Origin of the sequence: Mixta theicola (genome assembly GCF_002895925.1) — a bacterium.
Taxonomy (GTDB): Bacteria; Pseudomonadota; Gammaproteobacteria; order Enterobacterales; family Enterobacteriaceae; genus Mixta; species Mixta theicola.
Window position 1 is genome coordinate 199,132 of sequence record NZ_NWUO01000003.1, and the last position, 12,974, is coordinate 212,105.

The window sequence follows — 12,974 nt, forward strand, 5'->3', positions numbered from 1 at the left end:
CTGAAATTGTGGATTATGCCAGCAGCTCGGCTGCCATTTTCGCCAGCAGCCGCCAGGAGAGCAGCACCGGGATACCCAGCAGCTGTTGCAAAAGATCGCAGTGAGATGGGTGATAGCCCGGACCATCCAGCACCACCACATCCGCACCCTGTTCCAGCAGCAGTAGCCCGGCATCGATTAACGCCTGATTATCGCTCTGGAAAGGATTGGCGACGGCAAAACTGGCGGGCTTGCTCAGGCTGCGCCATTTTCCTGCCTGCTGACGCAGCAGTTCATCAGCCGAAACCATAATGCCGGCCTGATGGTTACCAACGATAGCGCTTATCAGCGGAGGGATCAGACGATCTGGTTCCATTAGCACCGCGCTGCGGGATTGCAGCGCGGTGAACGGTCCGCAGCCCAGCAGCAGGATATTTTCAACGCCACGCGTCTCCAGCTGGTTGATAAGCCGCTGCAGCCCCCGCTCAATCCGGCTGGTAGCAAGCAACCTCTCTGCGCCATCAGCTAACCGCACCACCAGCGTCTTTTCATCCTTCCTGGGAGCATATTTTTCGGTTATCTCTTCGCTGGTTAGCCCGTTCAGCAGGCTGACAGGCTCAAGCTGTTCTTCAGTCAGCGTTTCCAACAGTAGCGGCGTTATATCGTCGTCCGGGGAATGCGCGATGGTCAGTATTACCAGTGTCTGTTTCATATTTACTTCTTCATTACGAGTAAATTGCCGGGCCGGTTACCGTCCAGCTTTACCAGCGGTTTGCCATTGCTGCGCCTTTTTTATCGGTAACTGGCGTAAACCGGACGGCGGCAATATAATTATTTCCGCCGCTGATTTTAATTATTTCCGCCTGGTGAAAACCGCTTTTTTATAAAGGTTATTTAACCTTAACGTTGATAAAAAACACCGGGCTCGTAACGGCATCGCCCTGATATTTCGTTTTAGTCAGGTTTATTAACTGCCATAACGGCAAATCAAGTAAGTTGTATCCTGCCGATAAATCGATGAGCGCGGCGATATTATTCTGGCATAGCGACCGTTTAAAAACCACCGGTAAAACGGGTTATTACAGCCTGAAAAAAACTTATTTCCGTTCATAATTCTCGTTAAGTTAATATTGCCTGAATAGCAAGCGGGTAAACGCCTCTTTTCTCAGCGTATCTCGCTGTGGGTCAAGGCGCTGTGCGGGAGCGGGCTTAACGAAAAAAGCGCAGTCAGGCGCTGACTGCCGTGAGGCGTGGATAATAGCGGATTTATTAAGGCCGCAACGGAAAATAAAATAACCGCCTGACTGAGTCAGGCCGTAGTCCCTATTTCTGGAAAAACTTTTATGCTATCAAACAAGATGACAGTTTTAATCTATTATCATTTAGCCAGACGATGGCAATAACAGAAAGCTGTAACAAAATAACGCAATAAATAGAAGAATTGACTTATTTGATTAAATAATGTGCTTATTTATAGTGATATTATCTGGCCGGAAATTTTACAGGCATCCGTGCCCGACCTGGCTATTCTTTATCGCTATTCTCGTAACGTTCTTTCGCATCCAGCGCTTCCTGTTCGCTTTCATGCTCACTAATCAGCGAGTTTGGTTTTGGGTGATCGGCGCGTAGTTCATAGCGCGTTGCACCTTGTCCTGCAGCGCCGTTATTAACCGGTACAACCCGGGCTACACGTGGATAGGGTGGTCTTGTTGGCATTTTTCTTCCCTCTTATGGTGAAAATGTTTTCCGCTATTCTCCGGCCGCCTGCTGCGGAGAACGGTCGCTTTTGCACGTAAGAGTAAGTATAGACAACGGCACCGATGCGCCAGGCGCATGGAAAAGAAAGGTAACAAAAACAGGCGGGTTAATAACAGCCAGCCCCGCAGGCGAGCTTAACGTCTAGCTGGCGTGCGCCGGTGATAAAGCGCTCAGGATCTGGATGACAACCTGTTCAGGCGTCTGCATCGCATCAATGACATGATGCGCGCTTTGCTGGTAAAGGCCTGCACGCTCGTCAAGTATTTCAGCCATCTCTTCGGTAATAGAACGGCCGGTTAAGGTAGGACGCTGCGAGGTTTGCGGATAATGGGCCAGACGAGCCGCCAGTACCGTTGCGCTGGCCTGTAACCAAATAACCTGGCCCCGCTGCTGCATAAAGCGGCGGTTGGTTTCCGCCAGTACCATACCGCCGCCGGTAGCGATAATGGTTTCCGGCGCGGTAACGGCGATTAATGCGTCAGTTTCTCGCAGGCGGAACCCTTCCCAGCCCTCGGCGGCCACAATCTCCGCTACCGTTTTTCCCGTGCTGTGCTGCAGATAATGGTCGGTATCGCAAAAAGCATAGCCCAGCGCCTGCGCCAGTAATTCACCCACCGTGGTTTTACCGCAGCCGCGCGCGCCGATTAGAAAAATGGGTAACGACATGACAGGCATTCCTCCGCCATTACTGCGTTCCGCCGCAGCTGGCCATCAAATTATGCATGGCGGGCATCATACCGAGAAAAAATATCCTGGGCCAGCCGTAACGTTGTTTTTACGCTGCGGAAAGCTGCTTAGCCGCCAGAAGAGACTTTGCTCAGCCAAACATCCGGCCCCCGGCTCGGCAATATTTACTTACGCAGTGCTGATTTACTTTCGTCTTATAGCGACCAAAATAAAGAGATAACGCTTGTTTAAGGAGGTTTCCATGCAGAGCGAAGAACAACGTCTAATCGAAAGTCTGTTTAGCCGACTGAAACAGGCTGAGAGCCAGTCCGCGCCACGCGATGCGGCGGCAGAGCGCCTGATTGAGCAGCAGCTGCGCCAGCAGCCTTCTGCGCCCTACTATATGGCGCAGGCGGTTCTGATCCAGGAAGCGGCGATGAAAAAACTGAGCGCGCAGGTTAAGGAACTGGAGCACCAGCTGACGCAGGCGCAGCAGCAGCTTTCACAGGCGCAGCAGCAACCGTCTCGTCAAAACAGCGGCGGCTTTCTTTCCGGCCTGTTCGGCGGCGGGCATCGTCAGTCCGCGCCACAGCAGCCGGTATGGAATAGCGCCCCGCAACAGCAGCCTTACGCACAGCCCTATAATGCTCCGCAGCAACCGCAGCAACCCTACGCTCAGCAACCCTATGGCGCCGCACGCGGCGGTAGCGGTTTCCTTGGCGGTGCGCTGCAAACGGCGGTTGGCGTGGCCGGTGGTGTGGTCATGGCGGATATGCTGACCAGCATGTTCCATCATTCCCAGCCAGAGGAGATCGTTAACATTATTAACGAACCTGCCCTGCCCGATCCGCAGCCGCTGGATACCAGTCTGGATACCTTTAATAACGTTGACGATCGGACGTTTTTACAGGATGCCAACTGGCAGCAGGATGATAATGCCGGTTTCGACAGCGATGATTTCGACAACGACGATTTTAACGACGACGACAGCTTTATCTGAGACGCCGCCCGGCGGCGGATGAGCGGAATGGCTCATCCTGTCTAAAAAGTCGCTTCAAATGCAAAACGCCGGTGGGCCGTATCCTGCCGGCGTGTTGTCAGCAAAGGCGTTTATCCCGCCGCGTTGGGTGTGGATTTACCTTGCTCACGGTTACGGCGCTGTTGCAGCAGCAGCCATTTATCCAGCTCCGCCGCGAACTGCTGCCTGTCGCGCTGATTTAGCGTCGCCGGCCCGCCGGTCTGCACGCCGCTGGCCCGCAGTGTATCCATAAAATCCCGCATTGTCAGGCGTTCACGAATGGTGGCCTCGCTGTAGCGCTCGCCGCGCGGATTAAGCGCCGCCGCACCTTTCGCCAGCACTTCCGCCGCCAGCGGAATATCGGCGGTGATCACCAGATCTTCGCGGTTTACGCGCTGTACAATTTCATTATCCGCCACGTCAAAACCTGCCGCGACGCGCAGCGTACGAATAAAACGTGAAGGCGGCACGCTAAGCGGCTGGTTAGCCACCAGAATCAGCTCTGTCTGGCTGCGCTCTGCGGCGCGATAGAGCACCTCTTTTATCACTTTTGGACACGCATCGGCATCCACCCAAATTGGCATCGGCTTTCCTGTCAGGATTGAGGAATAATGCTGATTTTGCCGTTCTTCTCCAGAATGGCAAACTTTATCTGATCGAGACGCTCCAGCCCCTGCGTGCTTCGCGCCGAGGCCAGAATATCCTCTGCGGTAATGCCCGCCTTTTTGGCGCGACGATTTAACAGCTTGCCATCTTCCACCAGGATCAGCGACGCGCCGTCAATCAGCATCTCCAGACTGGGGAACCATCCCTTAAAAATACCCAACAGAATATCCATCACGATTAATGTGGTAATCGTCAGCGCCGCGCCGGTAACCGAAAAATCATTGCCCAGCAGCGCCTGCTGCGTCGCCTCGCTGATAATCAGCAGCAGGATAAAGTCAAAGCTGGTCATTTCCAGTAGCGTGCGGCGACCGGCAATTTTCAACACCACCATTAATATGAAGTACATACTTACCGCACGTAATACCGTTTCCATACCCTTTCCCCTATGGATAAACCCATTGTGTAAACTGCACCTGCGCCCCTTCGCTGTCGCTAACCGCAAAGGTACTTTTCCCCGGAGTCTGCGGCTGGCCGCCGAGCCAGACGGAGGCGCCGTGGTTAAGGCTTTGCGTTTGATACCAGAGCGTCAGAGAATGGTCGCGGCTTTCCGCACGCAGCGGCTGCGGCTGAATGCTTTGCAGCTGGAAATTATCGACGCCGTTGCCGCTGATGGTAATGCGGTACAGGCCACCGCGCAGCGGATGCAGGCGGATCGTCATCGTTACATCGCTCTGCTGACGAGCAAAACGCTCATACTCAACCCGCAGCTCGCCGTTTGGCGAGACGGCATGCCGATCGCTAAGAAACCCTTTTGAGAACAGGCCACAGGCTCCGCTGACCACGATAGCCAGCAACAGGACATAACCTACCCGTTGGATCCGCCATTCAATCCGCTGCCAGCGCATATTTTCCTGCACGGGATAGTGACGCTCTTTATCTTCATCTTGCTGAAAATTTTCCATTTTCCTCTCCTTTGGCCTCGCTTTGAGTGTAGCTGAAGCTGGATAAAGCGGCAGAATGACGTAAGCTGTTGCGAAACTGAAAATGGCTACGCAGAAGGAAAAACCATGCTGGAGAAAAAAATAGGCTTTATTGGCTGCGGAAATATGTCCAAAGCGATTATTGGCGGACTGATTGCGGGTGGCCAGGTTGATGCGGCGAAAATCTGGGTTTATGACCATAAACCGGCAACTAACCAGGCCATGGCGCAGCAGTACGGTATTACGCCAGCGCAAAGCGCCGAAGAGGTGGCGCGCGAAGCGGATATTTTATTCGGCGCGGTAAAGCCTGATGTGATACTAAAAGTGCTTAAGGAGACGGCCGGCGCGCTGAATAAAGAGACGCTGGTGGTTTCCATTGCCGCAGGCGTAACGCTGGATGCCTTAGCCATGGCGCTGGGACACGATCGTAAAATCGTCCGCGTGATGCCCAATACGCCCGCGCTGGTCAACGAAGGCATGACATCCGTTACGCCAAACCCGCTGGTGACGCCGGAAGAAATCGAAGAAGTGCTGGCGATTTTTAACAGCTTTGGTAAAGCCGCCGTCGTGCCGGAATATCTGATCCATGCGGTGGTCGGGGTTAGCGGCTCAGCGCCTGCCTACGTATTTATGTTTATTGAAGCCATGGCGGATGCGGCGGTGCTGGGCGGTATGCCGCGTGCCCAGGCTTATAAATTTGCCGCGCAGGCGGTAAAAGGAGCGGCGCAAATGGTGCTGGAAACCGGTAAGCATCCGGGCGAGCTGAAAGATAAGGTTTGTTCGCCGGGCGGCACCACCATTGAGGCGGTTAAAGTGCTGGAAGAGAAAGGACTGCGATCGGCGGTGATTGCCGCAATGGAAGCCTGTATGGCGCGCTCGGAAGCATTAAGCAGGCGTTAAGATGGACCAGCCACACCGCAGGCCGCGATGTGGCTGTTTTACTCTCAATAGCGGGGATGATTAAGCAGCTTGTCGATATAGCCATGCAGCAAAGAGGCATCCTCGGCGCTGGCGCCGTCAGAGGCGGTAATTAACGCCTCGCTGATCCCTCTGTTTAGCTCCTGACGCTGTTCGTCACCCAGTTTACGCAGCAGCGCCGTTACCACAATTTCCAACGCTTCAACCTGGGCAACCAGCTCTTTAGACTCTGCTTCTTTTTCCGCCAGCTTAACCAGTAGTTCTGCAATGAGCTGTTTCATCACATCATCTCAGTAACAATGTAAACGCAGACACTATCACTACAGTTAACAAAATAACAGCAGATGATGCTGATATTTTTCAATATTTCTAAAACGCCCGCGCTAAAAAAGGTCATTTTGTCGCCTGGTAATTTGCTATCAAGCCGTAGCTATTCTCTGTGCCGCCCGAACGTCTCTCCACTAAACAAGCGCAGCGAAATAAAGCATGAAAAAGTTAAGATTCATCCTGGAGCCATAAGAAAAAGCTTTGGTTCGTTATTTTTTATTTGCTTAACCATCAGGAAGTTATATAACCGGAAAATATTAAATTTCATTAAAGAACTTTAAAAACAATCATTTAAATAAGCGAAACCGCAAATCTCACTCACTGGAAATATTAACTACGTCATCTACAATTTATATCGCTACAACGCAGAATATGAATTACCCGGGTAATAATACATATTCTAAGATGCTTACCAAAACTGGAAAAGTAATCAGGAGACGATTATGGCAGAACATCGTGGTGGTTCAGGCAATTTCGCAGAAGACCGAGAAAAAGCGTCTGAAGCCGGTAAAAAAGGCGGTCAGCATAGCGGCGGTAACTTCAAAAACGATCGCGAAAAAGCGTCCGAAGCGGGTAAAAAAGGCGGACAAAACAGCCATGGCGGCCGTAAGTCCTGACCCGTTAGCATTGCCACCACGTTTATCGTGGTAATGCAGTAGCCTGTCAAGCCCTGGAGCAGCAACGCTGTTCCGGGGTTATTTTTTTCGACGACTCAGGCAAGGCTAGCCGCTAAACAGCTCGCCATCAGCCTGACGGCGAAAAAAGGCCATAAAAAACCGCCATAAAGGCGGGTTTTTTGAATTCTGGCAGCTTAGCGTACGTTTACGTTAGCAGCAGCCGGGCCTTTCGGACCGTTTTCAATGGTGAACTCAACGTTCTGACCTTCTTCCAGAGTTTTGAAACCCTGGTTCTGGATGGCAGAGAAGTGTACGAACACGTCTTTGCTGCCGTCAGCCGGAGAAATAAAGCCGAAACCTTTCTCAGCGTTGAACCATTTTACTAAACCAGTCAGTTTTGCAGACATTTGTCTTTCCTTCATTCGATATTAACGCCCTGAGGGCAACAGGTTTGTGTACAGATGTTATGAGGCACTCAGGAAGGCGATACTGAAGAAGGGATATCAGAGATAACTCTTACACTGCAGACTGCTTTACTAAAACTGCTCGCATACCCGGTTCTGTTTAACAAACCGACGGTGCATTTACTCATAATCGCTAATGCAATGCAAGCAGGATTTTACTTAACGCTGATAAATAAATGCCCGCTTACGGCACAAAGCGCATGAGCGCTGAAGTGATATTTGTTATTCCCGTTACGCGATCATAATCAAGCGCTAAAAATATTTCAGGTTGTTACTGACTTTTCGCTCCCACACTTCTATGTTTAAAAAATAGCCGCCATTTGCAGGCAGCGGCAGCTTTTTAAGATTTGCCTGAGTAAGGCGTTGGTCCTGCTAATAATCTGGCGGCCCGTTTCGTTGCGGGTCAATGCTGCGTTTTTGGAGGTTGAGAATGCGAACACAATCCACCAGCGCTAGCCGGGAAATAACCGACTATTTTAACAGCCCGGCATGGCACGCCCCCAAAGAAGCGGAGCTGTTAGCAATCATCATGACGGAGCTGATGCAGACTGGCCAACCCACTACCGATAAGGCGCTGATTGCCAGCGTGATCAAAAAGCTGGATTTGGAAAAAGATGAAAGCGTCCTGCAAAGCTATCGCAATGTGCTGGCGCAGCTGATGAGCGGCACCGCTGAAATATAACCGGCTTTATCCGGCGCGCCGCAACCTCCCTCCTTTCGGGCGGGGAGAATGTCACTTAAACCATAGATACCAGTAAAGGGCGGTTTCCGCCGGATGCGCATGCAGCGCCCGATAGAGCTGACGATCGATGCCGCCCAGTTCAAATCCCATGTTTTCATACAGCAGGCAGGCGGCCACGTTGGTATTTTGCGTTTCCAGCGTCACGCCAGCCAGCTGTTGCTCACGTGCCCAGCTTATTGCCCGCTGCAACAGCGCCCAGCCGCAGCCGCAGCGCCGAAAAGCGCCGTCAACGGCGGTATCTTCCACCAGCGCCAGGCCATTCCAGTTACGGCTCACCGCCAGATAGCCTGCGGGCTGATTATCTACCAGCGCCACGTACAGCGCTCCGTCACGGCTGTTAAGCAAGGCGCTAAACTGCTGTGGATCGTTAAAATAATTTTTTTCCCGTGGCGCAACGGAATAGAGGCCGTCACGCACCGGACGATCGAACACGGCATCCAGCTCCTGGGTCACGGTAAAGCGATAGTCCAGCGACTGTAACGCCTGTAGCAAACCGGCCGTGGCCTCGATTACCTGTATATTTTTCTGCTGCATTCTCCCTGCTCCCCCCTGTCGCCATAACTATCCGGCCGTTGCGCGCCGTTTTTGTCAAGCGTAGCCGATCGTGGCCGCGCTGCATCCTGCGGCATAAAAGCGATAAAAAAAATCCCGCACGCGGCGGGATGAATAAGACGAGCATTGCAGTGTTATATGACGGGGAGATCATTCTGTTTCCCTGTATCCTGACGGCTAATGATGACAGCAGCGTGACAGCGGCGGCATAAAAATTTTTCGCCGACAGCATTTCCCCGACCGCAGCGCTAGCCGCAATAGACGCGGGTAATCACGTTATCTTTATCACCCAGAAAATTCAGTCGATTAAGGTTAAAATCCATCGTTACCGCCGAGTGATAAGGGATCGCCCGTACCGGATGCTCAAAATGCAGCTTGCTCAGCGCCGACAGCGGCTGCCCAACATAATTTTGATAAGCGGATGCGCCGCAGCGATCGGCATCAGGATCGGTAACCGCTGCGGTAGCGCGATTTTTTTGCCCATGCTGACAGGCCGCCAGCGTAAAAAGCGCCATAATCAGCGCAGCCTTTCCATAAAATTTCACCGTACTCCTCCTCTTTGGCCTGGTCGTTCAGTAATGAACCTTAAAGCCTGATGGATTATCTGGCACGTACTGAAAGGATGACTCCACGGCAAAATGTGATCCAACGCAAATAAAAGGCACGGATTGCGCAAATTCCACCCGCCCCATTCGTATAATTTTCTAAGATTATTCTCAGGAGGTGCTGTATGGAACTGGTTGTCTTTATCGGCTTTGCGGTGCTGATGACCTGCGTGGCCATCCGCGTTCGTTAAGCGCCTGACGGGTCAGCCTGGCTGGCCCGTTTCGTTAATGGCTTCGTTCTGCTCAGCGGTTTCCAGTAAACGCATAAAATCCACGGCCGGCATCGGCCTGCCAAGATAATAGCCCTGCCCTTCATCACAGGCGATCGCCCGCAGCTCCGCAAACTGCTCCGCGTTTTCGATCCCTTCAGCGGTAATCACCAGCGAGAACGCTTTGCCCAGCCCGATAATTCCGTTAACGATAGAGTGCGCCTGCTGCGAATGCGGAAAATCTTTCATATAGGAACGATCCATCTTCAGGCCATCGAACGGGAAGGCTTTCAGATAACCCAGCGAGGCATAGCCCGATCCAAAATCATCCACCGTCAGCCGCACGCCAAGCACCTTCAGCCGCTGCATAATCAGCAGCGCTTTTTCAGGGCGTTCAAGCGTGACATTTTCGGTAATCTCCAGTTCAAGTCGCTCAGCGGGCAACCCGGTTACCTGTAAAATAGTCGCTATCCGCCCGGCCAGATCGCCACGGCAAAACTCAACCGGCGAAATATTTACCGAAACGTAAAACCGATCGGGCCAGCTCAGCGCATCGCGGCAGGCGCGCTGTAGCACCCAGTCGCTAATCGGGATAATCAGCCCGGTCTCTTCCGCCAGCGGAATAAAACTGTCGGGCATTACCAGCGCAGGCGGCGATGGCTGCCAGCGCAGCAGCGCTTCCGCGCCGTCCATTTTGCCGCTGTGCAGCGAATAGCGCGGTTGATAAAACAGGCGCAGCTCATCGCGCGTTACGGCCTGGCTCAGCGCGCGCTCCATTTCACGTCGCTGCACCAGCTGCTCGGACATCTCCGGCGAATAAAAGACCCAGCGGTTGCGTCCCAGGTTTTTAGACTGATACAGCGCAATATCGGCCATTCTGAGCAGCTCCTCCGGCTGCAGCGCATCCTGCGGCGCGCGCGCAATACCAATGGAGGCGCCAATATTAACGACCTGGCCCACGACGTTGAAAGGTTTGCGGATCTCATCCATCAGACAATGGCAGCGCGCTTCAATCTCTTCATCGCTGGTCAGCCCGCTCAGCAGCAGAATAAACTCATCGCCGCCCTGCCGCGCCAGCAAATCCTCTGCGCCAAGACAAACGCGTAGCCGCTGCGATACCTCGTTTAACACCCGATCGCCGGCGGCATGTCCGTACAGATCGTTAATCGGCTTAAAGTGATCGAGATCGAGACTGAACATCACCAGCGGCTGCGCTGCGGCTGGCTGCACCTGTAGCTTTCCGCTCAGAAATTCATTCATGCGGTGGCGGTTTGGCAAGCCGGTCAGCGTATCGTGCTGCGAGAGATACTGGATACGCGCCTGGGCTTCAACTTCCAGCGTAATATCCGAGACGGTGCCACGAAAGCCGACTTTGTTGCCCTGTATCTCTATCGGCTTCGCCACCAGGCTACAGATACGCTCCTCGCCCTGCGCCGAATGGAAATGACAGCGCAGCGTCCGCCGGTCGCTGCCGCTATTCTGCCGCTGCATCCATTCCGAGACCGGCTGGCTGCTGCTGATCAACAGGCAATCGATCGGCTTGCCAAGCTGTACCGCAACGTCATAGCCGGTTACCGCAGTAAAACGTGAGGAAAGATAGGTCAGCACGCCCCGCGCGTCGGTCTCCCATATCCAGTCAGAGGAGGCTTCCGCCACGTCGCGAAAGCGCGCCTCGCTGTCGCTCAGCTCGCGCTGGCTCTGTCGGAGCTGCTCAAAGCGCCAGTCGGAAAGCCGGGCGTTATCCATCGCGTGACGGATGACCCGTCGGGAAATAATGCCCAGCATCAGCATGGTCAACGCCAGCAGCGGTAGGGTAACAATTAACAGATGGTCCCCTGATTTACCGCTATCCCAGACGATCTGCACCGGCTCGCTCTGCTCTACCGCCAGCGCCAGGCCCATCGATGATGCCTGTGGTCCAACAGCGACGCGCATATTGCTGATGCCGATGCTGTTACCCAACGCCAGCAGCTTATTCTGCGTATAGCGATCGATAAAAATCATCACCGACGGCGGTCCCGGCATCATGCTCAGCCCCGGTACTTTGCCGGTGGTAATCGGCGCGGCGGCAACAATCGCCGGCGAGCCGCCAATACGCGTATTTTTAACCAGCGCCCTTTCTTCGCTGATAAAAGCGCGCGCCTGTTGTACGATTACATTGCTCTGTTTGCCCAGCCAGGCCTCCAGCGGTATATCCGAAAGCTGGCCGTTAATCACCGCATAGCGCGTCCGTCCGCTGCCGTCCACCACGAATACTCCTTCATAATGGTATTCCTGGTATAAACCTGGCCCAAGATTCTGTTGCGTAAAGGCCCAGTTTTTATCCACCCGCAGGTGCAGATGTTCCCAGGCCTCGCCCCAAAATGCGTAATCGCGAATATCGGTCAGGATCGAGCGCTGGCGCTCCTGCCAGGCATTGCGCAGCAGGAATTTCTCCTGCGCCAGCGCGGTACTGTTTTGCCGCACCGCGATAGCGATAATGATCAGGATGGTGGTCAATAATACGGCGGCAAGCATGCAGCCCAGCACCAGCAGCGTCCGACGCGTAAAAAGCGTCGCAGGCGTTTCCGCCGTGCGAAGATTAAAAGGTAATAAAGAAGGTAAATTCATCAACAAAGTCCCGGTAACAGTGCGTTTACTTAACCTCCGCTATCGATTACGCAGCAACTATCGCGGCGCGGCGCATGCTCCTGCTTTTTTCACGCTTACAGCCCTTATCGGCCCATACTGGCGACTATTTAGTAAAAAAGCGCGCTTTTGTGAGCGTCTCGACAGCGATCCTGGCGGTTGTTACACTCCCCTCCTTCCCCTTTGGTTTAAGCCGCCTATGAAAAGCCAACGCAACAGGGTCTTTCTGACGCTGTTTTACCTCGGCAGTTTTGCCCTTTATTACCTGATTACGCTGGCGATTACCTGGTTTCCCAATTACGGCGCGCTACGACAAAAAGGGTTACTGGTGCCGGTGCTCTGCCTGTTTGAGTTTGCGGTGCTGTGGCCGCTGTATCGTTATTATCAGACGCGCCGCAGTGATATTCCGCTGGGGCGGCTGCAGCCGAAATCAACGCTACTGTTTATGCTGCTGTTGCTGGGCCTGATGGTCGCGCAAACCCAATTTTTACAGCCGGAGCGCTGGCTGGAGGATCAGGCGCAGCAGACGCTGTTTTCGCTGTGGGTCCTGCTTTTTTCCGCCGTGTTGCTGTCACCCGTTTTTGAAGAGATCCTGTTTCGCGGCTTTCTGCTGCAGTCGTTTCTGCTGTGGGCGCCGCGCAGCCGCTTTGCCTGCATTCTGCTGACATCGCTGCTGTTCGCCGCCATGCATACGCAATATATCCACTGGCAAACCCTTGCGGTGCTGACGCTGTTTTCCATGCTGCTTTGCTATGCGCGCCTGCGCGCCAACGGTTTGCTACTGCCGGTATTGCTGCATATGCTTAATAATCTGATTGCCCTGCTGCCTTCGATCTGGTTTGTGCTGCAATCCTGAAGAATGCCTTTATAACTATATTAACGGCCTTATGATTTTTCCTGCTAAG

16 protein-coding genes are annotated in these 12,974 nt (G+C 53.4%); 5 read left to right on the forward strand and 11 right to left on the reverse strand.

All coding sequences use genetic code 11. The annotated features are described in order from the left end of the window. Positions 1-13: 13 nt before the first annotated feature. The 3 genes from COO59_RS05850 to aroL all read right to left on the reverse strand — a co-directional run bounded on the left by COO59_RS05850 (position 14) and on the right by aroL (position 2,403). A complete protein-coding gene (locus tag COO59_RS05850) occupies positions 14-691 on the reverse strand; it encodes an AroM family protein (protein ID WP_103058879.1) in 678 nt (225 codons plus the stop codon). Between the two features lie 812 nt (positions 692-1,503). After that, positions 1,504-1,695, reverse strand: coding sequence for a YaiA family protein (locus tag COO59_RS05855; RefSeq protein WP_103058880.1), 192 nt, complete (start codon positions 1,693-1,695; stop codon positions 1,504-1,506). 183 nt (positions 1,696-1,878) lie between these two features. Next, positions 1,879-2,403 (reverse strand): shikimate kinase AroL, encoded by a 525-nt coding sequence (gene aroL / locus COO59_RS05860; protein ID WP_103058881.1) that lies wholly within the window; start codon positions 2,401-2,403, stop codon positions 1,879-1,881. A gap of 262 nt (positions 2,404-2,665) precedes the next feature. Here aroL and COO59_RS05865 point away from each other — a divergent pair, with 262 nt between their 5' ends. Continuing rightward, positions 2,666-3,403, forward strand: a complete 738-nt coding sequence (locus COO59_RS05865; RefSeq protein WP_103058882.1) for a DUF2076 domain-containing protein — start codon at positions 2,666-2,668, stop codon at positions 3,401-3,403. A 110-nt stretch (positions 3,404-3,513) separates the two neighbouring features. Here the strand turns inward: COO59_RS05865 and COO59_RS05870 are convergent, their stop codons facing one another. The 3 genes from COO59_RS05870 to COO59_RS05880 are packed head-to-tail and all read right to left on the reverse strand — an operon-like array spanning position 3,514 to position 4,989. Beyond that, positions 3,514-4,005, reverse strand: a complete 492-nt coding sequence (locus tag COO59_RS05870) for a YaiI/YqxD family protein (RefSeq protein ID WP_103058883.1) — start codon at positions 4,003-4,005, stop codon at positions 3,514-3,516. Between the two features lie 11 nt (positions 4,006-4,016). Next, complete coding sequence (locus COO59_RS05875; protein ID WP_103058884.1) at positions 4,017-4,460, reverse strand: DUF421 domain-containing protein; 444 nt, start codon at positions 4,458-4,460, stop codon at positions 4,017-4,019. Between the two features lie 10 nt (positions 4,461-4,470). Further along, positions 4,471-4,989: a hypothetical protein gene (locus COO59_RS05880; RefSeq protein WP_103058885.1), complete on the reverse strand. Its 519-nt coding sequence runs from the start codon at positions 4,987-4,989 to the stop codon at positions 4,471-4,473. A 105-nt stretch (positions 4,990-5,094) separates the two neighbouring features. Here COO59_RS05880 and proC point away from each other — a divergent pair, with 105 nt between their 5' ends. Continuing rightward, complete coding sequence (gene proC, locus COO59_RS05885) at positions 5,095-5,907, forward strand: pyrroline-5-carboxylate reductase (RefSeq protein WP_103058886.1); 813 nt, start codon at positions 5,095-5,097, stop codon at positions 5,905-5,907. Positions 5,908-5,951: 44 nt separating this feature from the next. On the opposite strand, the gene iraP is transcribed toward proC, so the two are convergent. Continuing rightward, positions 5,952-6,206, reverse strand: coding sequence for an anti-adapter protein IraP (gene iraP, locus COO59_RS05890; RefSeq protein WP_103058887.1), 255 nt, complete (start codon positions 6,204-6,206; stop codon positions 5,952-5,954). Between the two features lie 489 nt (positions 6,207-6,695). Here iraP and COO59_RS05895 point away from each other — a divergent pair, with 489 nt between their 5' ends. Then, positions 6,696-6,869, forward strand: a complete 174-nt coding sequence (locus COO59_RS05895; protein ID WP_103058888.1) for a con-10 family general stress protein — start codon at positions 6,696-6,698, stop codon at positions 6,867-6,869. A 194-nt stretch (positions 6,870-7,063) separates the two neighbouring features. On the opposite strand, the gene cspE is transcribed toward COO59_RS05895, so the two are convergent. Beyond that, complete coding sequence (gene cspE, locus COO59_RS05900) at positions 7,064-7,276, reverse strand: transcription antiterminator/RNA stability regulator CspE (protein WP_103058889.1); 213 nt, start codon at positions 7,274-7,276, stop codon at positions 7,064-7,066. A gap of 487 nt (positions 7,277-7,763) precedes the next feature. On the opposite strand from cspE, the gene COO59_RS05905 reads away from it, so the two are divergent. Next, positions 7,764-8,015 (forward strand): biofilm development regulator YmgB/AriR family protein, encoded by a 252-nt coding sequence (locus tag COO59_RS05905; protein ID WP_103058890.1) that lies wholly within the window; start codon positions 7,764-7,766, stop codon positions 8,013-8,015. Positions 8,016-8,066: 51 nt separating this feature from the next. On the opposite strand, the gene COO59_RS05910 is transcribed toward COO59_RS05905, so the two are convergent. The 3 genes from COO59_RS05910 to COO59_RS05925 form a co-directional block, all read right to left on the reverse strand. Then, complete coding sequence (locus tag COO59_RS05910) at positions 8,067-8,609, reverse strand: GNAT family N-acetyltransferase (RefSeq protein WP_103058891.1); 543 nt, start codon at positions 8,607-8,609, stop codon at positions 8,067-8,069. 266 nt (positions 8,610-8,875) lie between these two features. Continuing rightward, complete coding sequence (locus COO59_RS05920; protein WP_103058893.1) at positions 8,876-9,172, reverse strand: I78 family peptidase inhibitor; 297 nt, start codon at positions 9,170-9,172, stop codon at positions 8,876-8,878. 263 nt (positions 9,173-9,435) lie between these two features. Next, entirely contained in the window at positions 9,436-12,051 is a 2,616-nt protein-coding gene (locus COO59_RS05925; protein WP_240614087.1) for a bifunctional diguanylate cyclase/phosphodiesterase, read from the reverse strand. 217 nt (positions 12,052-12,268) lie between these two features. On the opposite strand from COO59_RS05925, the gene COO59_RS05930 reads away from it, so the two are divergent. Next, complete coding sequence (locus COO59_RS05930; RefSeq protein WP_103058894.1) at positions 12,269-12,925, forward strand: CPBP family intramembrane glutamic endopeptidase; 657 nt, start codon at positions 12,269-12,271, stop codon at positions 12,923-12,925. Positions 12,926-12,974: the final 49 nt, after the last annotated feature.